23 protein-coding genes are annotated in these 24,771 nt (G+C 70.4%); 10 read left to right on the top strand and 13 right to left on the bottom strand.

Features of this window, described 5'->3' with window-relative positions; all coding sequences use genetic code 11:
• The first annotated feature begins 18 nt into the window (after window positions 1-18).
• From aroA to MZC64_RS39305, 5 genes are all read left to right on the top strand, one after another.
• Window positions 19-1,314, top strand: a complete 1,296-nt coding sequence (gene aroA, locus MZC64_RS39325; protein WP_247764223.1) for a 3-phosphoshikimate 1-carboxyvinyltransferase — start codon at window positions 19-21, stop codon at window positions 1,312-1,314.
• A gap of 13 nt (window positions 1,315-1,327) precedes the next feature.
• Window positions 1,328-2,344: a ribosome small subunit-dependent GTPase A gene (gene rsgA / locus MZC64_RS39320; protein ID WP_247764224.1), complete on the top strand. Its 1,017-nt coding sequence runs from the start codon at window positions 1,328-1,330 to the stop codon at window positions 2,342-2,344.
• 118 nt (window positions 2,345-2,462) lie between these two features.
• The gene (locus MZC64_RS39315) at window positions 2,463-3,308 is read left to right on the top strand and encodes a hypothetical protein (protein WP_247764225.1); all 846 of its coding nucleotides are present in this window, start codon (window positions 2,463-2,465) and stop codon (window positions 3,306-3,308) included.
• A gap of 259 nt (window positions 3,309-3,567) precedes the next feature.
• Complete coding sequence (locus MZC64_RS39310; RefSeq protein ID WP_247764226.1) at window positions 3,568-4,356, top strand: hypothetical protein; 789 nt, start codon at window positions 3,568-3,570, stop codon at window positions 4,354-4,356.
• Between the two features lie 31 nt (window positions 4,357-4,387).
• Complete coding sequence (locus MZC64_RS39305) at window positions 4,388-5,221, top strand: hypothetical protein (protein WP_247764227.1); 834 nt, start codon at window positions 4,388-4,390, stop codon at window positions 5,219-5,221.
• Window positions 5,222-5,287: 66 nt separating this feature from the next.
• On the opposite strand, the gene pruA is transcribed toward MZC64_RS39305, so the two are convergent.
• From pruA to MZC64_RS39290, 3 genes are all read right to left on the bottom strand, one after another.
• Window positions 5,288-6,916 (bottom strand): L-glutamate gamma-semialdehyde dehydrogenase, encoded by a 1,629-nt coding sequence (pruA, locus tag MZC64_RS39300; RefSeq protein ID WP_247764228.1) that lies wholly within the window; start codon window positions 6,914-6,916, stop codon window positions 5,288-5,290.
• Between the two features lie 105 nt (window positions 6,917-7,021).
• On the bottom strand, window positions 7,022-7,525 hold the full coding sequence (locus tag MZC64_RS39295; protein ID WP_247764229.1) for a hypothetical protein: 504 nt from the start codon (window positions 7,523-7,525) through the stop codon (window positions 7,022-7,024).
• Window positions 7,522-8,934, bottom strand: a complete 1,413-nt coding sequence (locus tag MZC64_RS39290) for a wax ester/triacylglycerol synthase family O-acyltransferase (protein ID WP_247764230.1) — start codon at window positions 8,932-8,934, stop codon at window positions 7,522-7,524. The genes MZC64_RS39295 and MZC64_RS39290 overlap by 4 nt, the downstream gene beginning before the upstream one ends.
• Before the next feature lie 75 nt (window positions 8,935-9,009).
• On the opposite strand from MZC64_RS39290, the gene MZC64_RS39285 reads away from it, so the two are divergent.
• The gene (locus MZC64_RS39285) at window positions 9,010-9,768 is read left to right on the top strand and encodes an RNA methyltransferase (protein WP_247764231.1); all 759 of its coding nucleotides are present in this window, start codon (window positions 9,010-9,012) and stop codon (window positions 9,766-9,768) included.
• A 21-nt stretch (window positions 9,769-9,789) separates the two neighbouring features.
• The gene (locus MZC64_RS39280) at window positions 9,790-10,422 is read left to right on the top strand and encodes a hypothetical protein (RefSeq protein ID WP_247764232.1); all 633 of its coding nucleotides are present in this window, start codon (window positions 9,790-9,792) and stop codon (window positions 10,420-10,422) included.
• Here MZC64_RS39280 and MZC64_RS39275 read toward each other — a convergent pair.
• Complete coding sequence (locus MZC64_RS39275) at window positions 10,411-10,830, bottom strand: HAD-IA family hydrolase (protein WP_247764233.1); 420 nt, start codon at window positions 10,828-10,830, stop codon at window positions 10,411-10,413. The genes MZC64_RS39280 and MZC64_RS39275 overlap by 12 nt on opposite strands.
• A gap of 117 nt (window positions 10,831-10,947) precedes the next feature.
• Here MZC64_RS39275 and MZC64_RS39270 point away from each other — a divergent pair, with 117 nt between their 5' ends.
• Window positions 10,948-11,328: an Rv3235 family protein gene (locus MZC64_RS39270; protein WP_247797777.1), complete on the top strand. Its 381-nt coding sequence runs from the start codon at window positions 10,948-10,950 to the stop codon at window positions 11,326-11,328.
• Between the two features lie 148 nt (window positions 11,329-11,476).
• Here MZC64_RS39270 and secA read toward each other — a convergent pair whose 3' ends face one another.
• The 6 genes from secA to mtrA form a co-directional block, all read right to left on the bottom strand.
• Window positions 11,477-14,287, bottom strand: a complete 2,811-nt coding sequence (gene secA, locus MZC64_RS39265) for a preprotein translocase subunit SecA (RefSeq protein ID WP_247764235.1) — start codon at window positions 14,285-14,287, stop codon at window positions 11,477-11,479.
• Window positions 14,288-14,528: 241 nt separating this feature from the next.
• Window positions 14,529-15,212 (bottom strand): ribosome hibernation-promoting factor, HPF/YfiA family, encoded by a 684-nt coding sequence (gene hpf / locus MZC64_RS39260; RefSeq protein WP_247764236.1) that lies wholly within the window; start codon window positions 15,210-15,212, stop codon window positions 14,529-14,531.
• Between the two features lie 299 nt (window positions 15,213-15,511).
• A complete protein-coding gene (locus MZC64_RS39255; protein WP_247764237.1) occupies window positions 15,512-16,333 on the bottom strand; it encodes a ComF family protein in 822 nt (273 codons plus the stop codon).
• Between the two features lie 107 nt (window positions 16,334-16,440).
• Complete coding sequence (locus tag MZC64_RS39250; protein ID WP_247764238.1) at window positions 16,441-18,168, bottom strand: LpqB family beta-propeller domain-containing protein; 1,728 nt, start codon at window positions 18,166-18,168, stop codon at window positions 16,441-16,443.
• On the bottom strand, window positions 18,165-19,865 hold the full coding sequence (gene mtrB / locus MZC64_RS39245; RefSeq protein WP_374205850.1) for an MtrAB system histidine kinase MtrB: 1,701 nt from the start codon (window positions 19,863-19,865) through the stop codon (window positions 18,165-18,167). The genes MZC64_RS39250 and mtrB overlap by 4 nt, the downstream gene beginning before the upstream one ends.
• A 34-nt stretch (window positions 19,866-19,899) precedes the next feature.
• A complete protein-coding gene (gene mtrA, locus MZC64_RS39240) occupies window positions 19,900-20,577 on the bottom strand; it encodes an MtrAB system response regulator MtrA (protein ID WP_221489828.1) in 678 nt (225 codons plus the stop codon).
• A 312-nt stretch (window positions 20,578-20,889) separates the two neighbouring features.
• Between mtrA and MZC64_RS39235 the strand changes: the two genes are divergently transcribed.
• A complete protein-coding gene (locus MZC64_RS39235) occupies window positions 20,890-21,378 on the top strand; it encodes a VOC family protein (RefSeq protein ID WP_247764239.1) in 489 nt (162 codons plus the stop codon).
• Here MZC64_RS39235 and MZC64_RS39230 read toward each other — a convergent pair.
• The 3 genes from MZC64_RS39230 to MZC64_RS39220 form a co-directional block, all read right to left on the bottom strand.
• Window positions 21,375-22,022 (bottom strand): dTMP kinase, encoded by a 648-nt coding sequence (locus MZC64_RS39230; RefSeq protein ID WP_247764240.1) that lies wholly within the window; start codon window positions 22,020-22,022, stop codon window positions 21,375-21,377. The two genes, MZC64_RS39235 and MZC64_RS39230, sit on opposite strands and share 4 nt — an antisense overlap.
• Before the next feature lie 85 nt (window positions 22,023-22,107).
• Complete coding sequence (locus tag MZC64_RS39225) at window positions 22,108-22,881, bottom strand: hypothetical protein (RefSeq protein WP_247764241.1); 774 nt, start codon at window positions 22,879-22,881, stop codon at window positions 22,108-22,110.
• Between the two features lie 5 nt (window positions 22,882-22,886).
• Window positions 22,887-23,480, bottom strand: coding sequence for a papain-like cysteine protease family protein (locus MZC64_RS39220; protein ID WP_282106635.1), 594 nt, complete (start codon window positions 23,478-23,480; stop codon window positions 22,887-22,889).
• Between the two features lie 332 nt (window positions 23,481-23,812).
• On the opposite strand from MZC64_RS39220, the gene MZC64_RS39215 reads away from it, so the two are divergent.
• A complete protein-coding gene (locus MZC64_RS39215; protein WP_247764243.1) occupies window positions 23,813-24,757 on the top strand; it encodes a hypothetical protein in 945 nt (314 codons plus the stop codon).
• Window positions 24,758-24,771 lie beyond the last annotated feature (14 nt).

The following is a 24,771-nucleotide window of genomic DNA, read 5'->3' as shown; positions in this document are numbered from 1 at the left end:
ATAGGGGACGATGTGCGGGTGAACGCCACCGTCAGCACCCCGTGGTCCGCACCGGTCGCCGAGGGTCCAGTGCGCGCGACCGTCCCGGTCCCCGGCTCGAAGTCGATCACCAACCGGGCCCTGGTCATCGCCGCGCTGGCCGAGGACGTCAGCACCCTGCACGCGCCACTGCGCAGCCGGGACACCCTGCTGATGGCCCAGGCCCTGCGCGCGCTGGGTGCCGGGGTGGCTGACAACCCGGCCGACGGCTCCTGGACGATCACCCCGGCCCCGCTGGCCGGTCCGGCCGAGGTGGACTGCGGGCTGGCCGGCACGGTCATGCGCTTCCTGCCGCCGGTCTCGGCGCTGGCCGACGGCGAGATCCGCTTCGACGGCGACCCGCACGCCCGGCTGCGCCCGATGGGCACCGTGCTGGACGCGCTGCGCGCGCTCGGCGCGGAGATCACCGGCGACGCGCTGCCGTTCACCGTGCACGGCCAGGGCGGTCTAGGTGGCGGCGAGGTCACCATCGACGCCTCCGGCTCCTCCCAGTTCGTCTCCGGGCTGCTGCTCTCCGGCGCCCGCTACGACCGCGGCGTGATCGTCCGGCACGACGGCAAGCCGGTGCCCTCGCTGCCGCACATCGAGATGACCGTGGCGATGCTGCGCGCGGCCGGGGTCATCGTGGACACCGCGCAGGCCAACACCTGGACCGTGCTGCCCGGCCCGATCGCCGCGCACGACGTGGTGATCGAGCCGGACCTGTCCAACGCCACCCCGTTCCTGGCCGCGGCCGCGGTCACCGGCGGCGAGGTCACCGTGCCGCACTGGCCCGCCGAGACCACCCAGGCCGGGGACGGCATCCGCGAGCTGCTGACCCGGATGGGCTGCCAGGTCGAACTGACCGCCGACGGCCTGACCGTGCGCGGACCGGACCGGTTGCGGGGCATTGACGCCGACCTGCGCGACGTCTCCGAGCTGACCCCGACCGTGGCCGCGCTGTGCGCGCTGGCCGAGGGGCCATCGCAGCTGCGCGGGGTGGCGCACATCCGCGGCCACGAGACCGACCGGCTGGCCGCGTTGCGCACCGAGCTGGGCAACCTGGGCGCCGGGGTCGAGGAGACCGAGGACGGCCTGCGCATCCAGCCACGCCCGCTCACCGGCGGCCCGTGGCAGGCCTACGCCGACCACCGGATAGCCACCGCGGGCGCCATCCTCGGCCTGCGGGTGCCGGATGTGGTGGTCGACGACATTCTCAGCACCACCAAGACCATCCCGGACTTCCGCGGGATGTGGACCGCCATGCTCGGCCAGCCGGTCGGGGTCGCCGGGTGATCGGGGTTCCGCGGTGAAGCAAGGCTGGCGCAACCTGGACGAGTCCGATGTGCGGGTGCGCCCCACCAAGGGCACCCGGCCCCGCAGCAAGCAGCGACCCAAGCACGCCGACGCCGAGCAGGCCATGGTGATCACCGTGGACCGCGGCCGGTGGACCTGCGCGGTCGGCGACGACCCGGACCGCAAGGTCACCGCGATGCGCGCCCGCGAACTGGGTCGCACGCCGATCGTGGTCGGCGACCGGGTCGACCTGGTCGGCGACATCTCGGGACAGACCGACACCCTGGCCAGGATCGTGCGGGTGGCCGAGCGCAGCAGCGTGTTGCGCCGCACCGCCGATGACACCGACGCGTTCGAGCGGGTGGTGGTGGCCAACGCCAGTCAGCTGGTGATCGTGGTCGCGCTGGCCGATCCGCCGCCCCGGCCGGGCTTCATCGACCGTTGCCTGGTCGCGGCCTACGCGGGTGGCCTGGCCCCGGTGCTGTGCCTGACCAAGGCCGACCTGGCAGGCGCCGAGGCCCTGCTCGCCGCCTACTCCGGCCTGGACTTCAACGTGGTGGTGACCCGCTTCGACGAGGAGCCCGCCGAGCTGCGCAGGTTGCTGGCCGGACAGGTCTCCGCGCTGGTCGGGCACTCCGGCGTGGGCAAGTCCACCCTGGTCAACAAGCTGCTGCCGGGCGTGGACCGGGCCACCGGCGCGGTCAGCGGGGTGGGCAAGGGCAGGCACACCTCCACCTCCACGCTGGCCCTGCCCCTGCCGGTGGAGGTGGGCGGCTGGGTGATCGACACCCCCGGCATCCGCTCCTTCGGCCTAGCGCACGTGAAGCCGGACGACCTGGTCAAGCACTTCGACGACCTGGCCGAGACCGCCGAGGAATGCCCGGTCAACTGCGGCCACCTCGGCCCGCCCGCCGACCCGGACTGCGCGCTGGAAACCCTGCTCGCCAAGGGCGGCCCGACCGCGGACCGGATCATCTCGCTGCGCAGGCTGCTGGTTTCCCGCTCCGGCAAGGAAGAGCTGATCGACTGAGCTGACCGGCAGAAACCCGGGCATACCGGGCCGGGCGCGCGTACGGTGGCGAACACGACGTCGACGGTGACCACTGGGGGAGGCCGGACGTCGTGATGCGCATTCACTGGGGGACACATTGCGTAGAACGCTGCCCGCTGTCTCGGGCCTGCTACTGCTGACCGCGCTGGCCGCCTGCACCTCCGGCACGACCACGCCACCACCGGCGCCCGCGCCGTCCAGCACCGCGGCGGCCACCTCGGCCGCGCCACCGGTGGCCAAGCCCGCCGACGCCACCGCGCTGGCCACCGCCATCACCACCGCGATCCGCGGCAAGAAGACCGCCGCCGCCAGCACCACCGTGGACACCCAGATCGTGAACGCGCCGACCAAGGCGACCGCGGCGGTGCGCTTCGAGGACGAGCAGGTGTCGTTCACGGTGACCGGCGAGAACCCCAAGCGCGCCGACGTCGCCCTCAGCGCGGTGGTGCTGGGCGAGACCACCTACGCCAAGAGCCAGGAGTCGGCCAAGAAGGACCCGGCCAAGCCGTGGCGGCTGCTCAGCGAGAAGTCCGGCCGGGACCGCCAGACCAGCGGCGAACTGCTCGAGGTGAGCAGCCTGGCCGACACCGCGCTGCCCAGCCAGCAGCTGGCCTGGTTCCGCCAGGGCGGCAAGCTGGAGGCCACCGCAGAGGAGAAGGTCGACGGCACCGCCGCCACCCGCTACACGGTCACCATCGACCTGGCCAAGGTCGCCGCGGCCACCACCGACATCCAGCAGCAGGTCCAGCTGGAGTCCGATGTGAAGTCCGGCATCACCAGCATCAAGCACGAGATCTGGCTGACCGCGGACAACCTGCCACTGCGCTGGCAGCGCACCAGGCCCACGCCTGGTGGCAAGCCCACCGTCGGGGACACCCGGTTCACCGACTGGGGCAAGCCGGTGGAGATCGCCGCGCCGCCCGCCGCGCAGCTCCAGAAGTGACCCGATCCCCCAGCTAACCGGCCCGCTGTCGCCGCGGCTAGTGCGGCGACAGCGAGGCGTCAGCGGGTTTGTTTAGGTTCTTTTCCAGGGGGGAACACCAGCAGGCTCGCCGGCCTTGACCGGTCGGCTGCTGGGGGGAGGGCAGCGGTACGACGCCTGCGGCGACCAGGGGGGACGTCGTGGCGTCGTACTGCGCGCCCGGGTTGGTTCTCAGGGGGGTTCCACAGGGGGGATCTCTCGCGCAGCGCGAGGAAACATCATGCGTCGACTGCTGCTCGCCACGGCGAGCGCACTGCTCCTGACCGGGTGCGCGAGCACCCCGGCCGCCCCGGTGGTGCCGGAGCTGCCCAAGTTCGGCAACCCGGCGGAGTTCATCAGCAAGGTCACCGCCGCGATGCGGGAGAAGAAGACGGCCAGCCTCTCCGGCGCGATCAGCGACCCGGACAGCGGGTTCGAGTACTCCGTCCGCCCTCGGATGCTGCTCCGCCACGAGCCGGGTGATCGGCTGTCGACCCGCTACGACGATACGGCCACCAGCAGCAACCCCATGATCATCGTCAGCGTGCCAGAGGGAACCTACGCCAAGTCCAAGGGCTCCGAGGAGGACCACCCGGCCAAGCCGTGGAAGCGGATCCGCGTTGATGACGACCCGGAACTCAAGTACATCTCCTTGGTCATCAAGGGCGGAGTGTCCTGGCTGGCCGAGCCGAGCAGGCACATCGACCTGCTGGCTCAGGCCAAGCTGGACAGCGCGACCCAGGACGAACTGAACAACGTCAAGGCGGTCAAGTACGTCTTCTTCGTCTACCTGGACAAGGCCGTCACCGCCGACATCGACAAGGCGACGAAGGACTGGCTGAAGAAGCGGATCGCCGCGGGCCGGACCTTTACCCAGCACGAGATCTGGCTCAGCGCGGACCATCTGCCGCTGCGCTGGTCGACGCTGGAGCTGCGCCCCAACGGCCAGCCCGCCAGCACCGACATGGTCTACCAGGACTGGGGAAAACCGGTCGAGATCGCCGCGCCGCCAGCCAAACAGGTCCGCTGATCCGGTCACGGAAACAACAAAGGGAAACATCATGCGTCGACCCCTGCTCGCCACGACCAGCGTCCTGCTGCTGACCGCGCTGGGCGCCTGCTCCGGCGGCGCCGCACCGTCCACCGCTCCCCCGGCCACCTCTTCGGCGGCGTCCTCGGCTGCGGCGGCCAAGCTGACCAGCGCCACCGAGTTCGTCACCGCGGTCAACGCGGCCATGCTGGCGAAGAAGACGGTGCACCTGAGCACCGCCGCCTCCGACTCGCGCAAGCCCGGCGAGGCCGCCACGACCAAGACCCAGCTCCGGTTCGAGGAGGGGGGCAAGGTCTCCTCGCTGATGGTCGCCGAGGGCGGCGCGGACAAGACCACTGTCCTGCAGCTGCCCACGGAGTCCTTCCTGAAGGACGCCGACAACGAGAAGGAGACCCCCGGCAAGCCGTGGCGGCAGGTCAAGACCGGCGGCGATGACCTCTTCTCGAAGGTGATGACGCCGCTGGTAGTGCGCATGACCGAGGCGAGTGACCCGAGCCGGGGCATCGCGCACTTCGGCACTGCCGGGCAGCTCGACGCCCCGGTCCCCGAGCAGGTCGACGGCGTGGCCGCGACCAGGTACACGATCACCGTCGACTACGCCAAGGTCGTGGCGGCCACCACCGACAAGCTGGTCAAGGGCAACTTCGAGTCGAAGATCAAGCTCAATCGCAGTGCGCTCAAGCACGAGATCTGGCTGGACGCGGGCAACCTGCCGCTGCGCTGGCGGTCCACCGAATCCGGCAAGGTCGAGTTCACCACCACGGTGGACGCCAAGTTCCAGGACTGGGGCAAGCCGGTGGAGATCGCCGCACCCCCGGCCGCGCAGATCGGCCAGCCCAGCTGAACCAACGGAAAACGGCCCCGCCGCGAGTGGATCGCGACGGGGCCGTTTCGCGTGGTGCCAGGAACCTCAGCCCATGTGCGGGTAGCCGGTCGAGGTCGGCGGCACGAAGGTCTCCTTGATGGAGCGCGGACTGGTCCAGCGCAGCAGGTTCAGCACCGAACCGGCCTTGTCGTTGGTGCCGGAGCCGCGGCTGCCGCCGAAGGGCTGCTGGCCGACGACCGCTCCGGTCGGCTTGTCGTTGACGTAGAAGTTGCCCGCGCTGAACCGCAGCGCCTGGTGCGCCTGCTCGATCGCGACCCGGTCGGTGGCGAAGATCGCGCCGGTGAGCGCGTACGGGGTGCTGTTGTCGGCGAGTTCGAGCACCTTGGCGTAGTCGGCGTCCTCGTAGACGTGCACCGCGATGATCGGCCCGAAGTACTCGGTGGTGAACACCTCGTTGAGCGGGTCGGTGCCCACCAGCACGGTCGGCTGCACGAAGTAGCCCACCGAGTCATCGCAGGTGCCACCGGCGAGGATCTCGATGCTCGGGTCGGCGGCGGCCTTGGTCAGCGCGGCCTTGTGCTTGGCGAAGGCGCGGGCGTCGATCACCGCGCCGCCGAAGAAGCCGAAGTCGGTGACATCGCCATAGCTGATCTGCTTGGTCAGGTCGGCGATCTGCTCGCGCAGGCCGTTGTCCCACAGCGAACGCGGCAGGTAGGCGCGGCTGGCCGCCGAGCACTTCTGGCCCTGGTACTCGAACGCGCCGCGGACCACGCCGACGGCCACCGCGGTCGGGTCGGCCGAGGGGTGCGCGACGATGAAGTCCTTGCCGCCGGTCTCACCGACCAGGCGCGGGTAGCTGCGGTAGTTGTCCAGGTTGCCCGCGATGTTCTTCCACAGCGCCTTGAAGGTCGCGGTGGAGCCGGTGAAGTGCAGCCCGGCCAGCTCGGGGTCGGTCAGCGCGACCTCGCTCACCGCGTGCCCGTCGCCGGTGACCAGGTTGATCACGCCGGCGGGCAGGCCGGCGGCCTCCAGCAGCCGCATGGTGTGGTGCGCGGCCAGCTGCTGGGTCGGCGAGGGCTTCCACACCACGGTGTTGCCCATCAGCGCCGGGGACAGCGGCAGGTTGCCGGCGATGGCGGTGAAGTTGAACGGGGTGATGGCCACCGTGAAGCCGTCCAGCGGCCGGTGGTCGAACCGGTTCCACATGCCCGGCGCGGAGATCGGCTGCTCGGCGATGAGCTGGCGGCCGAACTGCACGTTGAAGCGCAGGAAGTCGATGAACTCGCAGGCGGCGTCGATCTCGGCCTGCTGGGCCGACTTGGACTGGCCGAGCATGGTGGCCGCGTTGATCGTGTCCCGCCACGGTCCGGCCAGCAGGTCGGCGGCGCGCAGCAGCACCGCGGCCCGCTCGTCGAAGGGCAGGTCCCGCCAGGCCGGGGCGGCGTCCTTGGCCGCGGCGACCGCCTGCGCGACATCGTCGTTGGTGGCCTGGCCGGTCACGCCCAGCACGTGCTGGTGGTCGTGCGGCTGGACCACGTTGATCCGGTCGCCACCGGCCATCCGCTGCTGACCGCCGATGGTCATGGTCAGCTCGAGCTGCTCGGCCTCCAGCTCGGCGATCCGCCGCTGGAGCGAGGCCCGCTCGGGAGAGCCGGGCGCGTAGCCGCGCACAGGCTCGTTGACCGGGGCCGGGACGGACGTGATGGCGTCCATGGTGAGGCGCCTCCTTGCGCGAGACATGGGACGGGTCGGTACGGCCCATCCTCGCATCCGTACCGGCAGGTAGCCGACCAGCGCGCAGTGAGATTGGCCGCCCGGCTACATCAGCTCCAGCAGGAACGGCAGCTCCTGGGTGGCGTACCACTGCAGCTCGTGGTCCTCGGCCTCGCCGAGCAGGAACTCGGCGTCCGGATCACCCAGATCGGCCGCGTCCACCACCCCGGAGGCGTCCCGGACCGCGTCCTCGGCGTCCGGGCCGTCCACGTGCACCGCGGCCACCGCCGAAAGCGGCACCACGCCGGGCAGCTTCACCACCGCGTAGTCCAGGTCGGGCCGCAGCGTGACGCCCTCGATGTCGGCGGAGATCACCGCACGGCGCAGCGGCGGCTTGTCCCCGTTCTCCAACTCGGCCGCGATCAGGCGCAGCGAGGCACGGGAGGCCTCGGTCATCGCCGCGTACTCCAGCTCCTCGGTGTCCCCGGCCGCGTAGGACTCCCGCAGCATCGGGGTGAGCGCGAAGGCCGTGCCGCCGATCGCGGTGATCTCGCCGCTGTCGACCAGCTTGCGCAACATCGGCACTGTCGCCGGAAGGTAGACCCTCATGCCGAGACCGCTCCCACAAGTTCCTCCAAGGACTCCTCGACCATGCTGGCGAGCACGTCCACATCCGACATCGCGTCCCGATCGGCGTTGAGTCCGAAGTAGACACCGCCGTCGTAGGAGGTGACCCCGATGGACAGTGCCTGGTTCATCGCCAACGGGACGACCGGGAACATCTCCATCATCCTCGCTCCAGCGGCATACAGCGGTAACTGCGGCCCCGGCACGTTGGTGACCACCAGGTTGAAGATCCGCCGGGAGAAGGAACTGGCCGCGCGGGCGCCCAGCGCGTGCAGGGTGGGCGGGGCGAACCCGGACAGCCGGACGATCGCGTCGGCCGCCACGGACTGGCCGGATTCCTGGTGCGCGCGCATGGCGTGGCTGACGTGGTGCAGCCGGACCACCGCGTTCGGCTCGCCCACCGGCAGGTCGACCAGGTACGAGGAGACCGCGTTGCCGCCGACGCCGCTGCCCGCGCCGTTGACGCCGCCCTCGGTCTCCCGGACCGAGAGCGGGACCATGGCCCGGATGGTGGTCGAGGAGGTCACCGCCTCGCCGCGGGAGAGCAGCCAGGTGCGCAGCGCGCCGGTGAGCACGGTGAGGATCACGTCGTTGACCGTGCCGCCGTGCCGGCGCCGGACCGCGCGGTAGTCCTCCAGCTGGGTGCGGGCCACCGCGTACCGGCGCTGGGTGCCGATCCGGGCGTTGAGCGGGCTGCCTGGGGCGGGCCGGTAGGCGGTGCCGACCGCGGAGGCCAGGCCGCCGACCGCGTCGGTGACCTTGCGCACGGTGGCCGCGGCGTCCAGCGCGGCCGCCCGCATGTTCTCCACCAGTTCGCCGGGGCGCTGCACGATCTCGGCCATCGCGTCCAGCACCAGCTGGGCGGTGCTCGGCTCGGGCTGCGGCATCCACAGCTCCTCGCCGGCCTGCCGGGGCGAGGGCGAGACGTCCAGGATCACCTGGGTCAGGTCGATCGCGGCCGCGCCGTCGACCATGGCCTGGTGCGTCTTGGTGATCACCGCGGCCCGGTTCTTGGCCAGGCCCTCGACCAGGTAGACCTCCCACAGCGGACGGGTGTGGTCCAGCGGCCGGGACATCAGCCGGGCGACCAGCTCGTGCAGCTGGGCCTCGCTGCCCGGTTTGGGCAGCGCGGAGCGGCGCACGTGGTAGGTGATGTCGAATTCCGGATCGTCGGTCCACACCGGGCGGGCCAGCCTGCCCGGCACCTGGGTGACCCGCTGCCGGTACCGCGGCACCAGGCCGAGTCGCTGCTCGATCAGACCGACCAGCCGGTCGTAGTCGAAGCCCGAACGGGGGCGGCGGAAGACCGCGACACCACCGACGTGCATGGGCGTCGTCGAGTCCTCCAGGTAGAGGAAGGACGCGTCCAGGGCAGACAACCGGTCCGGCATGTCAGCGATCCTGGCACACCAACGGGCGGGTGCGGACCGGTGATCAGATCTGCGCAACGCGTAACCTGTGCCTTCGTGCAGGAAGCTGTGTCCCCGAAAGATCGGTTCGTCACCGTCTACGGCCGCAAACCGGTGCTGGAGGCGCTGGCCGACGACCGGCTAGAGGTCGACAAGGTCATGCTCGCCGACAACGCCCGCGGCCCGGCCGCCCAGGAGATCCTCAACGCCGCGGCCCGGCGCGGGGTCCCGGTGCAGCGGGCCAGCGGGCAGCGGGTCAAGGTGCTGGCGGGCAACGGCAAGCAGGACCAGGGTGTGCTGGCCGATGTGGTGGCCACCCGGATGCGCACGCTGACCTCGGCGCTGAACACCGGCAGGCTGCCCGACTCGGTGCTGCTGCTGGACGGGATCACCACCCCGGCGAACGTGGGCATGATCCTGCGCGCCGCGACCGCGGCAGGCATCGGCGGCATCGTGGTGCCGCGCCGGGGCGTGGCCAGCATCGATCCGCTGGTGGTCAAGGCATCGGCCGGGGTGGCCTTCCACGCGCCGATCCTCAAGGCGGTCACCGCCGGCGAGGCAGCCGGTGATCTGCGCTCGGCCGGATACCGGCTCTTCGGCATGGACGCCGGGGCCAGGGACACCCTGTTCACCGCGAACTTCCCGCGCCGGGTCGCCTTCGTCATGGGCGGGGAGACCGCGGGCCTGTCCCCCGAGGTCGCCAAACAGGTGCACGGCTGGGTGTCGATCCCGATGGCCGGCGGGGTGGAATCGCTCAACGTGGCCACCGCGGCGGCGGTGCTGTGTTTCGAGCTGGTCAGACGGGGATCTCACTGAACCTCGCCTACCGTGGGTGGCGTGCGTGCGAGCCGTGAACTGCTGACCGCCCTGGTACCGCTGGCGGTGGCCGGTGTGGTCCTCGCGGGATGCATGAACGTCATCCCGGGCACCGCCGAGCTGCCGGACAACATGGCGCTGGGCTCGACCAGGAGCACCGGCACCGTGCCGCCGGACACCGCGCCGCCGGGTTCGGTCTCCCCGCAGACGCTGAGTTCGGTCCCGCTGGTGACCGGGGTGGTGGCGGATGAGTGCCTGCTCACCGCCGAGGAATTCACCACCATGATCGACAAGCCGACCCGGACCGGCCGCAACGCCCTGGTCGAGCTGGAGGGCCAGGGCCCGGCGCGCAGCTGCTACTACGACGCCGCCGACGGCGACCGGTACAGCGGCTGGATCAACATCTACGGCTCGGCGGGCCCCAGCACCCCGGACCTGATCACCCGGATCAACCAGAACGTGCTGATCAGCCGCAAGCTGGAGGGCGTGGGTCTGTCCGCCGTCTACCACCCGGCCGCGCAGATCGTCGACGGCGGCACGATCTACGTGGCCACCCAGAAGTACCTGGTGGAGATCAGGCTGAAGACGGTGATCGCGGACGACCAGAAGCTGGTGGACGCGGCCAGGGCGGCAATCGCCCGGCTACCCGCCTAGCTTGCGCTCGAACAGCGTCTCCAGCTCCTCGACCGTGCGGGCCACGCTGGTGTGGTGCACGCCGACCATCCCGGTGGCCGCGGCCGCCCGGACGTTGCCCGGCAGGTCGTCGACGAACACGCACTGGCCGGGCGCCAGCCCCAGCCGGTCCGCGGTCAGCAGGTAGACCCGCTCGTCGGGTTTCGCGATACCCACCTCGCCGGAGAGCACCATCGTGTCGAACAGCGCGCCGAACGGGCTGTCCGGATCCGGCCCCGGCCCCTCGGCGTTGGAGAGCAGCGCGGTGCGCAGTCCGGCGGCTCTGGCCCGGCGGAGCACCGCGAGCAAGGGTGGTTCGGACGCGGCGGGGTCATCGCCCCAGTCGGTGAGCACGCCGCCGTAGTCGACCAGCAGTGCGACAAGGTCCACGGCACCAGCTTAGGTCGATCACCTCATCGGGTGCTCCGGGTATCAGCGAGGTCGCTCGCGGCTCTGTTCGGCATGCGCTGTGAGGAACTGCCCCGCCCCCGCCTGCACAAGCTGAGCATGATCATCCCAGTCCCACGCGCCCACGACCCGGCCCAGCTCACCCTGGACCTGTGGCGCAAGCCATCGGCTCCGCCCCCGGATCCGCGGCGGGAGATGGTCTGGCGGTTGTTCGTGGTCGCGCTGGAGGTGCTGGGCGGGCACCGGCCGCTGTGGCAGTTGCGCCCGCTGGTCACCAGACGGGTGTTCGACTCGTTCCTGGCCCGGCGGCCGGGCGGGCCGGTGAGTTACCGGCTGCGCACGGTGCACGTGCACTCGCCGAAGTGGCGGGTGATCGAGGCCAATGGCACGGCCACCCGCGCCGGCCGGGTGCGGGCGATCGCGGGTCGGCTGGAGTGCCGGGACGAGGACTGGGTGGCCACCGCCCTGGCGTTGCTGTGAGCGGCGCGGCGCGGCGCGAGTCGCGCCTGGCGCGCCGGGCTGCGCGGGCGAGGCCGGACATGACGAACGCGGCGCCCGGTCCGTGCTGGACCGGGCGCCGCGTTCGGATGCGCTGTTGTTCAGGTGCCCTGCGTTCGGGCGCCCTGGATCAGCGGCGGCGCTTCTTGTTGGCGGCGCGGGCTGCGGCGCGGCGTTCGCGGCGGGTGCCGCCTGCCTCGTCGTCCTCGGCGTCGCCGTGGGACTCCACGCCACCGTCCTCGGTCGGACCCGAGTAGGTCAGGTGCTGCTGGCCCGGACCGCCGAGACCCTTGCCACGCAGGGCGGGCGGGATCTGGGTGCCGGCGTCCAGCTGGCTCATGGCCGGGCCCGCGGGGGCCTCCATGGGCTGGATGATCGGCAGGATGGTGGTCGGCGGGCCGTTGTCGATCTCCGGCTCCGGCTCGGGCTCCGGCGCGTCCTCCGGCTCCACCGCCTCGACCTGCAGGTTGAACAGGAAGCCGACCGACTCCTCCTTCAACGCCTCCAGCATGGCGTTGAACATGTCGAAGCCCTCGCGCTGGTACTCGATCAGCGGGTCGCGCTGGGCCATCGCGCGCAGGCCGATGCCCTCCTTGAGGTAGTCCATCTCGTAGAGGTGCTCGCGCCACTTGCGGTCCAGCACGGACATCAGCACCCGGCGCTCCAGCTCGCGCATGGCGCCCTCGCCGACCCGGCTCTCGATCTCGGTCTCGCGGTCCCGGTAGGCCTGGACGATGTCGTCGACGACAAGCTGGGTCAGCTTCTCCTTGTCGACGTCCTCCTCCTCTTCCAGGATCTTCTTCCAGTCCAGCGTGATCGGGTACAGGGTGCGCAGCGCGGTCCAGAGCTGCTCCAGGTCCCAGTCCTCGGAGTAGCCGCCGGCGGTGGCGCCCTCGACGTAGGCGGTGGCCGTGTCGGTGATCATGTTCGAGATCTGCTCCTGGAGGTCCTCGCCCTCCAGCACCCGGCGGCGCTCGGCGTAGATCACCGTGCGCTGCTTGTTCATGACCTCGTCGTACTTGAGGACGTTCTTGCGGATCTCGAAGTTCTGCTGCTCGACCTGGGTCTGCGCGCTCTGGATGGCCTTGCTGACCATCTTGGCCTCGATCGGCACGTCCTCCGGCACCTTCAGCCGGGTCATCACCATCTCGACCATGCTGGCGTTGAACCGCCGCATCAGCTCATCGCCGAGGGAGAGGTAGAACCGGGACTCGCCGGGGTCGCCCTGCCGGCCGGAGCGGCCACGCAGCTGGTTGTCGATCCGGCGGGACTCGTGCCGTTCGGTGCCCAGCACGTACAGGCCACCGGCGTCGATGACCTCCTCGGCCTCGGCCTTGACCGCGGCCTTGGCCTCCTCGACGGCCTTCGGGTAGAGCTTGTCGTACTCCTCGGCCGTGGTCACCGGGTCCAGGCCGCGGGCGCGCAGCTCCATGTCGGCCATGAACTCGGGGTTGCCGCCGAGCATGATGTCGGTGCCTCGGCCTGCCATGTTGGTGGCCACCGTGACCGCGCCCTTGTGCCCGGCCAGCGCGATGATCGCCGCTTCCCGCTCGTGGTGCTTGGCGTTGAGCACCTCGTGCGGGATGCCCTTCTTCACCAGCAGCTTGGACAGGTACTCCGAGCGCTCCACGCTGGTGGTGCCGACCAGTACCGGCTGGCCGTTCTCGTGCCGCTCGGCGATGTCCTCGGCGACCGCCTCGAACTTGGCAGGCTCGGTCTTGTAGATCAGGTCGCCCTGGTCCTTGCGCAGCATCGGCCGGTTGGTCGGGATGGGCACCACGCCGAGCTTGTAGATCTGGTGCAGCTCGGCCGCTTCGGTCTGCGCGGTGCCGGTCATGCCGGAGAGCTTGTCGTAGAGCCGGAAGTAGTTCTGCAGGGTGATCGTGGCCAGGGTCTGGTTCTCGGCCTTGATCTCCACCTTCTCCTTGGCCTCGATGGCCTGGTGCATGCCCTCGTTGTAGCGACGGCCGGCCAGCACGCGGCCGGTGAACTCATCGACGATGAGCACCTCGCCGTCGCGGACGATGTAGTCCTTGTCCCGGAGGAACAGCTCCCTGGCCTTGATCGCGTTGTTGAGGTAGCCCACCAGCGGGGTGTTGGCCGCCTCGTACAGGTTCTCGATGCCGAGCTGGTCCTCGACGAAGGTGACGCCCTCCTCCGAGACGCCGACGGTGCGCTTGCGCTCGTCGACCTCGTAGTGGGTGTCCTTCTTCATCAGCGGGATGATCCGGGCGAACTCCTGGTACCAGCGCGAGGACTGGTCGGCCGGACCCGAGATGATCAGCGGCGTCCTGGCCTCGTCGACCAGGATCGAGTCCACCTCGTCGACGATGGCGAAGTTGTGGCCGCGCTGGACGCACTCGTCCAGGCTCCAGGCCATGTTGTCGCGCAGGTAGTCGAAGCCGAACTCGTTGTTCGTGCCGTAGGTGATGTCCGCGTGGTAGGCGGTGCGGCGCTGGTCCGGGGTCATCGAGGACAGGATCGCCCCGACCTCCAGGCCCAGGAAGCGGTGCACCCGGCCCATCCACTCCGCGTCGCGCTTGGCCAGGTAGTCGTTGACCGTGACCACGTGCACGCCGTCGCCGGAGAGCGCGTTGAGGTAGGCGGGCGGAACACAGGTCAGGGTCTTGCCCTCACCGGTCTTCATCTCCGAGATCTGGCCGAGGTGCAGCGCGGCGCCGCCCATGAGCTGGACGGTGTAGTGCCGCTGGCCGAGCACCCGCTTCGCTGCTTCCCTGGCGACCGCGAAGGCCTCCGGGAGCAGCTGGTCCAGTGTCTCGCCGTCGGTGTACCGCTTCTTGAACTCCTCGGTTTTCCCGCGCAGCTCAGCGTCGGACAACTCGACCACATCGTCCTCAAGGGAGTCGATGTGCGTCGCGATCGAGCGGAGTCGCTTGAGCGTCTTGCCTTCTCCGGCGCGGAGCAGTCGGGACAGGACCATCCGAGGTCGACCTCACTAGCTGATCGGATGCGCCCCTGGACAGGACGCCTTGACGTCATCGTAGGCAACCAGCCAACACCGGCCGCCATGAACTCCAGAAAACCAGAAACCCGGCAGCCTGCCCAGAGTGCGGCAATACGGTGTTCGACAACCTCCGCCCGGGGGTGGACAGCGGACGGCCCCCGTGCGGCATTCAGCCGAACGGGGGCCATCGGGTGGCTAGGGGAGGTTGGGAGGGAGGTCAGGCGAGGCGGATGACGCCATAGTCGAAGCCGCGACGGCGGTAGACGACGCTGGGTCGTCCGCTGTCGGCGCAGGCGAACAGGTAGAAGTCGTGTCCGACCAGTTCCATCTCGTAGAGGGCCTGGTCAACAGTCATGGGCTTGGCCGGGTGCTCCTTCTCCCTGACCACTCGGCCAGGCAGGTAGTCCTCGTACTGGTCGCTGTCCCAGCGCTGTTCAGGCACCTGGGCGTCACCGGAGGGGAGGTCGGTGGCTTCGAGCAGCGCGGTCCGAGACCGCTGCGGCTGGCCGTTTCCGGCGGAGTGGTCGATCTCGTGCACGAGGTTGGCGGCGGTGGCCGCGGTCGCCTCGGCAACGGACTTAGGGGCATGCCGGCCGTGGTGCACACGGCGTCGGTCATGCGCCTTGCGGAGTCGGCCCTCCAGCTTGCTGACGGCCGCGTCGAGGGCGGCGTAGAAGTCGCCTGCGCATGCTTCGGCCCGGATGACGGGGCCTCGACCCTTTCCGGTAATCTCCACTCGCTGGCAGTTCTTCATCTGCCTGCGGTTGGGTTCGTGGAAGAGTTCGACGTCGAAGCTGATGACTTTCCTGTCGTAACGTCCAAGTCGGGAGAGCTTGTCGGTGACGTGCTCCCGGTAGTGATCAGGCACCTCGACGTTACGGCCCTTGACGACGATGTCCATACACGACCTCCCTTGCGTCGCGCGGTGTTGCCAGAAAAGTGGTCATTGCGGCGCCGATAACTGACGGAGGTAGTCAGCTCCCTGCCGGCGCCAGGTCCATGGGCTGTTCGCCTCCTCCCCAAAGCCCGGAGTCGCTGATAGCGGAGCACGTTAGCCCGGCTTCTCCGAAGGCAACAGCCCCCTGTACGGAGGACGTCAATCCCCCGCACGCCGTGACTGTGCGCGACCGAACAGGGGCCAGAGCTGGCCTGCGGCTCTCCTCGAAGATCACCCAAGTGATCGTCAAACCCTCCTCACCATCACTCGATCGGGGGATGGGATCGCAGACCGTTGTCTGAAGTCCCGATACTCCGAACGGGGGTTTGCGCGGGCTCATACTCGGCGAACGGCTCACGCCGTCCAGACGTTCCCCGACCCGCCGACCTGCGGGTTTTTCTCAGGGTTTTCTTGGTGTCCAGCTCTGGTTCAAGCCGTCCGGCCGGTCCGGTCAGGGCCAGCATCCCGGTCACCCGCAGCCCCGCGGCACGCAGCACCGAGCTGCAGACAGCCGCGGTGGCGCCGGTGGTGACAACGTCGTCAACCAGCAGCACCGGCGTGCCCGGCGGGAGCTGCCATCGCCCGCTCAGGTGTACCCGGCCCCGCAGGTTGTCCAACCTCTCGCCAGGTCCGAGCCCAACAGAGTCTGTGGCCGTTCTGTCGAGCCCCAGGATGGGGATGCTGCTCGCTCGTTCGAGGTGCGCGGCAATGCTCGCGGTGAGCCTGAGCGTGTGCGAGCCACCCCTGGCGCGGGCCGCGATGCGCCGTGAGGGGGCGGGCACCAGCCACCAGCGCCCCGCCGGATCCGGACTGCCGCGCGGCAACCGGGGGATCGCGGCGGCCAGCGCCCGCCCGAGTCCGGCGGCCAGATCGCGGCGGCGGCGTTCCTTGTAGGCCAGCACGGTCGCCCGCGCTGCCCCGGAATATTCCGTCAGCACGTGCACCGGCGGCAGCCTGGGCAAACCGAGCCGGACCCGGTAGAGAGAGTCGAAGCGGGCGCGGCACGGCACACACCAGGGCGTGCCTGCCCGGGAACAGCCGGCGCACAGCCGTGGGAGCAGGAGGTCGAGCAGGGCGGTCAGCACCCGTTCAGCCTGCCGCGGATCGGCGGCTCACCCCAGCCGGTCATCCACAGGCGCCGAGTTGTCCACAGATCCCAGGACAGCACCCCGGGCTGTCCACAAAAGCCAGGTCAGCCGGGATAGAACGGAACCACGCCCGAAGGCAGTGTCGGGGAGACCTGGTTCCACAGCTCTTCCGGGCCCTGGGTGGTCCAGAGTCCGCGCCGGTCCGCGACCAGGATGGCCCGGCCGGGGGCCGCGGTGATCGCGGTGAACTCGGGCGAGAGGTTGGTGGACTGGAACCGCTGCCAGCTCTGCCCGTCCGCCTGCACCCGGACGATCTGGCCGGAGGAGCCGGCGGTGGCCACCACCAGCTGGTCGGACTGCGCCCAGTCCACCCCGATCACGGTGGCCAGCGCCCCGGCCGCGAGCTGGCGCACCGAGCGGATGCTGGCCGCCTCGCCGCCCTCCCGGACCACCGAGCCGACCATCAGCTTGCCGCCGACCACCGCCGCGACCCGGATGCCGTCCCTGGACAGCCGCAGGTCGGTGATGGGCTCGCCGAGTTTGGCCAGCTCCTCCGCATTGACCCGCAGTGCCTTCCAGGCGCCGCCCTGGTCCACCACCTGCATGACCGTGCCGTGATCGGCCACCGTCCACAGTTCGGCCCCGTCCGGCCGCCAGGTCGGCCGGGTCAGCTCGTCCGCGGCCAAGTTCACCAGCTTCAGGTTGCCCGGCGGACCCACCCGCAGTGTCACCTTGCTGCCCGAGCGGGACACCACCGCGATCCGGTCGCCCTTGATCGCCTGGGCCGCGGTCACCACGGACAGCGCGCCGTCGCCTGCCTGCCCTGGGAAGGGCTCCCCGCCGGGCAGGTACCGGAGCACGCCGTTGACCACGGCCAGGTCCTTGGCCTCGGGGCTGAGCGCGAAGGTGTTCTCGTACCGGGACACATCGCCCGGCCGCCACTCGTGCTTCTCCGGGAACATCGGCACGCCGTCGGTCTTGAGCCGGATCCGGCTGTTGGACACCGCCTGCAGCGAGATCACCACCTGCGCGGCCACCAGCTGCCGGTCCTCCTTGGACAGCTCGTTGAGCCCGGAGAGGTTGACCTCCATCGCGCCGACGTTGTCCTCGGTGACGTTGGTGACCAGGTTCGCCCCGCCGGGCAGCGCGGTGCGCACCGCGTTGCGCAGGGCGGCGGCCGGCCCGAGGATGAGCAGCTCCATCGTGCGCTGCGGCATGGAACTGTTGGGGCGCAACGGGATGTACCGGGTGTCCCGGACGATCGCGGGCCCGCCCGGGTCGAGGAAGGCCAGCCGGACCTGCTTGTAGTTGGCGTCCAGGTCCTCGCGGGCGACCAGGATCTCCGCCGGCGGCTCCTGGATCCGCCACTGGCCGTCCTTCTGCTTGGCCACCTTCACGGTCAGTTCGAGGTCGAGCGAGTCGGCGATGGCGGTGAACACGCTGTCCGTGCCGAGCTGGCCGATCCGGCGGCCCCGGACGGTCACCAGCTGGCTGTCCCCGCTGCCCGCGTCGGCCAGCACCTGGGTGCTGAAGTTGTCCTCGATCACCGTCAGCGCCCGGTTGCCGTCCCAGGAGTTGTTCAGCGGCGGCACCAGGTACTGCCGGGCCTCGGCCCGTTTGCCCTCGGGCTTGGCCGAGGCGCCGATGAAGTTGCGGACCAGGGCGGCCGCGTCGTCCGCGCCCTTGGGACCGGCGGGTTCGGGGGTGCGCGCGGTGTCCCCGGTGGTGGCGTTGATCGGCTTGGGGTTGCCGGACTCCGGGATGGCGGCGCAGCCGGTGAACAGCAGCACACCGCCGATGGCGCAGGCCGCCAACAGCACTCGCCGGGTCATTCGCGCTGGTCCTCGTCTCCTCCGGGTCCCGCGGTCACCGCGACCGCGGCCGGCGGGCGGTCCGCGTTCGGGATCGGCGGGGGCAGCGGCAGCGGAGAGCCACCGTGCAGCTCGACGTCCTGGGTGCGAGGCAGGGTCAGCCGGAAGCAGGCGCCCTCCCCCAGCTCGCCCCACGCGTCCAGTCTGCCACCGTGCAGGTGCGCGTCCTCGATGCTGATCGAGAGTCCGAGTCCGGTTCCGCCGGTCTGCCGGTCCCTGGAGGGGTCGGCCCGCCAGAACCGGGTGAAGACCAGCTCGGCCTCGCCGGGCCGCAGCCCGACGCCGAAGTCCCGGACGGTGAAGGCCACCGCGTGCCGGTCGGCGGCCAGCTGGAGCTGGACCGGGCGGCCCTCGCCGTGGTCGATCGCGTTGGCCAGCAGGTTGCGCAGGATGCGTTCCAGCCTGCGCGCGTCCACCTCGGCGGTGACCTCGGTCGGCGGCAGGTACAGCTCGACCGGGACCCCTGCCTTGCCGGAGATCACCCGGACCGAGTCGACCGCGCGCTGCACGATGCTGCGCACGTCCATCGCGTCCACGGACAGGTCGGCCACGCCCGCGTCCAGCCTGCTGATCTCCAGCAGGTCGCCCAGCAGCGCCTCGAACCGGTCCAGTTCGGCCACCAGCAACTCGGTGGAGCGGGCCAGGCCCTGCGGGAACTGCTCCCGGGAGGCGTGCAGCACGTCGGCGGCCATCCGGACCGTGGTCAGCGGGGTGCGCAGCTCGTGCGAGACGTCGGAGGTGAACCGGCGCTGGAGCTGGCCGAACTCCTCCAGCTGCTGGATCTGGCGTTGCAGGCTGGCGGCCATCTCGTTGAAGGAGTCGGCCAGCCTGGCCACGTCGTCCTCGCCGACGACGTCCATCCGCTCGTCCAGCTTGCCGTCGGCGAAGCGCTCGGCGACCTCGGCGGCGTGCCGCACCGGGCGGACCACCTGCCTGGTCACCAGGTTGGTGATGCCGGCCAGCAGGAACAGCAGCACCAGGCCGCCGATGCCCAGGGTGGACTGCACCACCCCGACGGTGCGCTGCTCGGCGGTGAGCGGGAAGAGCAGGTAGAGCTGCAGCGCGCGGCCCGCGCTGGCCACCGGCAGGCCGACCACGAGCAGGGTGACCTTGCCGGAATCCCTGGTCACCGTGGCGATCTGGGTGGCCTTCTTGTCCTGCTGGACGTCGTTGCGGAGCTGGAGGGGCACGTCGTTGTAGGGACCGGCGAAGGCCGGGCGGGCGCCAGGGGTGACCGGGGTGGCCGCGCCGTCGACCAGCACCGGCTCGAACGCGCCCGCGGCCGGGTTGGCCACGTCGCGTTCCAGGTTCGGGCTGGTCAGCTTGGCCAGCGCGCCGGCCAGCCGGGCCGAGATGGCCTCCGTGCTGGCCGGGTCGATGGCCAGCAGCTCCCGCTGCACCACGTCGGCGCTGCGGAAGGCCTGCGCGATGGCCGCGGCCTCCTTGGCGTTCATCAGCCGGTCGGTGACCTGTGTCTGCAGCACGATGCCCAGCACGAAGACCACGGCCGAGGACAGCGCGAGGGTGCTCACCACGACCCGCAGCTGCAGCGATCGGCGCCACAGCGCGGCGAAGGCCAGCCAGCGTCGCCGACCCTGGTACACCAGCCGCTTGCACCGGCGGACCAGGGTCGGGAACCGACGTTGGAGGGCCGTCACGACCGTCCACTCAGGACAGTCACGGCGGCGCGCCTCACGGCGGACCGGCCTTGTACCCCACGCCGCGGACGGTCAGCACGACCTCCGGACGTTCCGGGTCCTTCTCCACCTTCGAGCGCAGTCGCTGGACGTGCACGTTCACCAGCCGGGTGTCCGCCGCGTGCCGATAGCCCCACACCTGTTCCAGGAGCACCTCGCGGGTGAACACCTGGCGTGGCTTGCGGGCCAGCGCGACCAGGAGGTCGAATTCCAGGGGGGTCAGCTGGATCGCCTTCCCCTCCCTGGTGACCTCGTGACCTGGCACGTCGATGGTCAGATCGCCGATAGCGAGCACCTCGGCCGGTTCGGCCTCGGTGCGGCGGAGCCGGGCCCGGATGCGGGCGACCAGCTCCTTCGGCTTGAACGGCTTCACCACGTAGTCGTCGGCCCCGGACTCCAGGCCGAGCACGATGTCCACGGTGTCGCTCTTGGCTGTGAGCATGACGATGGGGATGCCTGATTCGGACCTGATGGCCTTGCAGACGTCGATGCCGTTCATTCCTGGCAGCATCAGGTCCAGCAGGACAAGGTCCGGTTTGAGCTCGCGGAGTGCGGGCAATGCCCGCGTCCCGTCCCCGACGACGGCGGTGTCGAAGCCTTCCCCGCGGAGCACGATGGTCAACATCTCCGCCAGCGCAGGGTCGTCATCCACCACGAGTACGCGCGCCTTCATTGGCCACATGTTTCCACTGCCCGCTACCCGGGTGCGAACCACCCGTTGACCATTGCCGCCGTTTGCAGACCCGTTCGTTATCGATTGAGCCCCCGGCGGGCTCATCGACTGCCCGATCGGGCGGTTACCCAGAGTTATTCGCGTGTGCCTGTCCATCACGACCTCCCGCCCGACGGCCCCGGCAACGTTGCCGTTCACCGCCTACAGCGCTCGCCCATTGCCCCGCGTTACCGATTTGCGACCAATCGAGTCAACTTTGTCAACCTATCCGGCGGTAAGTTGAACATTGAACTACCAGTGGAGGGAACCTCGATGGCCATCCGGCGTCTCAACCACGCTGTCCTCTACGTCCGCGACGTGACCCGCAGCCTGGCCTTCTACCAGGACATTCTCGGTTTCCGGGTGGTGCACCAGTTCCCCGGCGCGGCCTTCCTGCAGGCCGAGGGATCCGACAACGACCACGATCTCGGCCTGTTCCAGATCGGCGACCACGCGGGCCCCTCCACCGCGGGCCGGGACAGCGTGGGGCTCTACCACCTGGCCTGGTCGGTGGGCACGCTGCGCGAGCTGGCCGAGTACGCCAACCGATTGCGCACGGCCGGCGCGCTGGTGGGGGCTTCGGACCACATCACCACCAAGGCGCTCTACGCCAAGGACCCGGACGGGCTGGAATTCGAGGTTTCCTGGCTGGTTCCGTTGCCCAAGGTGACACCGGAGATGCGGGCCAACCCCAAGACGTTGCCACTGGACCTGGACGCAGAAATCACCCGATGGGGTGGAGATTTGGTAGGCGCGCTCTAGCCCGCGCCGAGCGCGCGGGCGGCCAGGCGGGTGAAGTCGACCTCGGTGACGCCGTCCACCACGTGCCAGTCGGCCAGCCAGTGCTCGGCGGCCAGCTGCTGGTAGACCTTGGCGCAGCGGGCCTGCAGGCCGGCGTCGGTCTCATAGGAGTCGCGGGCCCGGTCGGCCTCCACCGCCTCCCGGTGCACCGCGCGGGCCGCGGCCACCTCGACCGGGACCTGCAGCAGCAGGTGCAGGTCGGGCACTGGCAGGCCGAAGCGGCGGATCTCCAGCTCGTAGGCCCAGCCGACGAACTCGCCGTGCGCGTCCTGGTGCAGCCGGGCCGCGCAGTAGGCGGCGTTGGAGGCGATGTAGCGGTCCAGCAGGACCACGTCGTGCGCGGCCAGGTCGGCGCGCAGTGAGTCGGCGGCGCCGCGCCGGTCCAGCGCGTAGAGCACGGCCATCGCGTAGACCGAGTCCACGGTGTCGCCAAGGCGGCCCTGCAGCGCGTCCCGGACCAGGTCGGCGTGCACGTCCTCGCCGTAGCGGGGGAAGGCCCGCCGGGCCACCGTCTTGCCGAGCCTGGTCAGCTCCGCGGTGAGCGCGTCGGCGAGCGTGCGCTTGCCCGCGCCGTCCAGACCCTCGATGACCACCAGTCGACCCACGCCGTCATCTAACCCGACGCGGGGATGAGTCCCACGGGGCGGGGGCTTCCGGGCAACGCCCGCCCCGTGGGACCCCTGGTGTCCGCTACGCCTTGCGGCGCAGGAACACCGAGCCGAACCCGATCACCAGCAGGGAGCCCAGCAACACCAGGACCAGCGGCAGGGAGCTGCCCTCGGCGGTGGGAGCGGCGTAGCCGTAACCGCCGGCCTTGCCGCGCTGGGCGTAGTTCGAGTCGGCCTGCTTGTCGCCGTACTTGGCGGCGACGGCCCGCTGGTAATCCGCGACGGAGGCACTCGCGCCGTCGCCGTCGAGGCGGCGGACGGTGTCGCCGTGCACGGCGTACCAGGCGTCGATCTGCGGTTCCTGCAACAGGTACGCGCCCTGCGGCAGCTTGTCGGCGAACTGGCGTTCCCGGTCACCGGAGGCGATGTTGCCGACCTGCCAGCTCCCGCGTTCGTCCCGCACCGTCCACAGCGTCGCGCTCGCACCGCAGGCGCCGCAGTTGGCCGGCACCGCGACGTAGGCCAGCGCGCCGGGCGCCTGGCTCTTGCCGGCCACGAAGTCCTTGGCCAGCTGGTAGACCGGCACCGGCCGCGGCGCGACCGCGATCTCCGCGTCCAGGCCGGGCGCGCCACCGGTGGAGGACAGACCGCCGGTGGAGGAGCTGTTCGGGTCGGCCTGGAAGAACTTGCCGAGGGTGGCCCGCACCGACGGGGTGTCCGCGACCTGGGCCGCCGCGGCCAGGTCCTGCGCCGAGGGTTCGTTGGCCGCCGGCGCCGCACTGGCGCCCCAGCCGTTGGCCAGCAGCAGGCCCGCGCCCAGTGCCGCGGTCACGAGCGTCCTGGTGATCCCGCGCATCGCGCTCACCTCCTGATCCCGGTCAGCGTGTGCGTCCAGGTGAAGCTCGAGTTGCTGCGGTAGTAGTTGTAGGTGGCCCAGTTGTAGCGATTGCTGGACTGCCACGGGTCGCCCCAGTACACCCAGCTCTTGGTGGTGTCGTAGCCGTAGAGCACGTGCATGTGGCCACCGCCGGACTGCCAGCCGATGCGGGTCTCCACCGGCTGGTTGGCCGCGGTCTGCTGCTGGATGGTGGCGTAGCTGAGCGTGTTGCTCAGGTACTGACCGGGGTTGGTGAAGTTCAGCCTGCGCAGCGCGTTCTGCACCTCGCCGAGGTGGGCCTGGTCGTTGGGGCAGGCCGAGCTGGTGGACCGGTTCTTGGCCAGCGCGCAGAAGTGGTTCTGGCTGACCGAGAGGCCGTGCCAGGCGGCGATGGTGTTGCCCGCGGCGGCCCAGCACCAGTTGGTCTTCTCCTGGGCCTGCATGGTGATGTTCACCCGGTATGCGGCGGGCAGGGCCGCGCTGCTCTGGGCGAACGCCACCTGTTCGATGGCCGGTGCCTCGGCGGCGAAGGCTCCGGGAACGGGGATGAGCAACCAGCTGGCGAGAACCGCGGCCATCCCGGCCACAGCTCTGCGTAGTTCGGACCTCCGTGACACGGTGGTCTCTCCTCTCGCCGGTCCGCCCGGTGACCGCACGCCGCAGGGGGTGGCGTGGGCAGGTCGGGCGGTGGTTGCGGAAGATTCGGGCGCAAACGGTTGAGCGGCAACCGACCTTGGTTGGTGTCCTTGGTCACGCAGGACCGTTCCGGGGTGGGCGATGTCCCGCGAACGCGTGAATGGCACGCCTGACCAGCCTTGTTTACTCTTGGATCAACCACGTCCGGGTGGTTACCGTGAACGTTCACACCCCGTTCACAGGCCGTGAAAATCGCGGCTGGAAGGTAAGTGGCATGGTGTCCGAACTTCCCGACGGCCTGGTGGACGCACTGCGCTACGGCCCGTTCCACCGTGCCCTGCGCGAGGCCATCAGCTGCCGCGGCCTGTCCCTGGCCCGCATCACCGCGCATCTGGGCCGCCTGGGCATCAACACCGGCCAGTCCACCCTGAGCTACTGGCAACGCGGCATGCGCCACCCCGAGATGCCCGCCTCGCTGCCCACGGTGCGCGCGCTGGAGACGGTGCTCCGGCTGCCCTCGGACTCCCTGGTGGTGCTGGTGGGCCCGCAGCACCGGCCACCGGGCTTCGACCGGGAGAAGGCGACCTCCTTCGCCGACCTGGTGGAGGTCGGCAAGATCACCGCGGACCTGCTGGAGGAACTGGACGCCGCGCCCGAGGTGCACCGGTGCAACACCTCGATGCGGGTCCGGATGGTGCAGGAGGTGGTGACCTTCGGCGCGGACCGGGTACAGCGCAGTGTGCGGTCGAAACTGGTGGTCAAAGCGGTGCAGCCGGGGCCGTATCGGTATCTGGCGGTATATCACGGAGATGACGGCGCGGACATGACGCGGGTGGTGGTCCGGGCCGAGGAGGGCTGCCGGCTGGGCCGGGTCCGGTGGCGGGACGGCGGGCCGGGGGCGCTGGCGATCGAGCTGCTGTTCGACCGGCGGCTGGCTGAGGGGGAGACGCACGTCTTCGAGTACTCGGTGACGGACGGGACCGGGGTGGAATCGCCGGGGTACCACCGGATGTTGCGCACGCACTGCGCGTCGTACCTGCTGCAGCTGCGGTTCAACCGGAAGGCGCTGCCCGCCCGGTGCACGCGACGGGTGCTCGCGCGGGAGGACGCCTTGCCCGCGGAGTCGGAGGAACTGGTGTGCACGGCCGACGCCCTGGTCAGCGCGTACTTCCCGGACGCGGGGCCGGGACTGGCCGGGATCGCGGTGGACTGGCGCTGAAACGAACGGCGGGC

Origin of the sequence: Crossiella sp. S99.2 (genome assembly GCF_023094165.1) — a bacterium.
In the GTDB taxonomy this organism is placed as follows: Bacteria; Actinomycetota; Actinomycetes; order Mycobacteriales; family Pseudonocardiaceae; genus Crossiella.
Note: the sequence above shows the minus strand (reverse complement) of the source record. Positions and strands in the feature narration are given on the sequence as shown.

What these genes read in the sequence shown, in the direction of transcription:
- MZC64_RS39310 (WP_247764226.1), top strand. Translation starts at nt 3,568, where the DNA reads ATGCGTCGACTGCTGCTCGCCACGGCGAGCGCACTGCTCCTGACCGGG.
- MZC64_RS39305 (WP_247764227.1), top strand. Translation starts at nt 4,388, where the DNA reads ATGCGTCGACCCCTGCTCGCCACGACCAGCGTCCTGCTGCTGACCGCG.
- pruA (WP_247764228.1), bottom strand. Translation starts at nt 6,916, where the DNA reads ATGGACGCCATCACGTCCGTCCCGGCCCCGGTCAACGAGCCTGTGCGC.
- MZC64_RS39295 (WP_247764229.1), bottom strand. Translation starts at nt 7,525, where the DNA reads ATGAGGGTCTACCTTCCGGCGACAGTGCCGATGTTGCGCAAGCTGGTC.
- MZC64_RS39290 (WP_247764230.1), bottom strand. Translation starts at nt 8,934, where the DNA reads ATGCCGGACCGGTTGTCTGCCCTGGACGCGTCCTTCCTCTACCTGGAG.
- MZC64_RS39270 (WP_247797777.1), top strand. Translation starts at nt 10,948, where the DNA reads ATGATCATCCCAGTCCCACGCGCCCACGACCCGGCCCAGCTCACCCTG.
- secA (WP_247764235.1), bottom strand. Translation starts at nt 14,287, where the DNA reads ATGGTCCTGTCCCGACTGCTCCGCGCCGGAGAAGGCAAGACGCTCAAG.
- hpf (WP_247764236.1), bottom strand. Translation starts at nt 15,212, where the DNA reads ATGGACATCGTCGTCAAGGGCCGTAACGTCGAGGTGCCTGATCACTAC.
- MZC64_RS39250 (WP_247764238.1), bottom strand. Translation starts at nt 18,168, where the DNA reads ATGACCCGGCGAGTGCTGTTGGCGGCCTGCGCCATCGGCGGTGTGCTG.
- mtrA (WP_221489828.1), bottom strand. Translation starts at nt 20,577, where the DNA reads ATGAAGGCGCGCGTACTCGTGGTGGATGACGACCCTGCGCTGGCGGAG.
- MZC64_RS39235 (WP_247764239.1), top strand. Translation starts at nt 20,890, where the DNA reads ATGGCCATCCGGCGTCTCAACCACGCTGTCCTCTACGTCCGCGACGTG.
- MZC64_RS39225 (WP_247764241.1), bottom strand. Translation starts at nt 22,881, where the DNA reads ATGCGCGGGATCACCAGGACGCTCGTGACCGCGGCACTGGGCGCGGGC.
- MZC64_RS39220 (WP_282106635.1), bottom strand. Translation starts at nt 23,480, where the DNA reads ATGGCCGCGGTTCTCGCCAGCTGGTTGCTCATCCCCGTTCCCGGAGCC.
- MZC64_RS39215 (WP_247764243.1), top strand. Translation starts at nt 23,813, where the DNA reads ATGGTGTCCGAACTTCCCGACGGCCTGGTGGACGCACTGCGCTACGGC.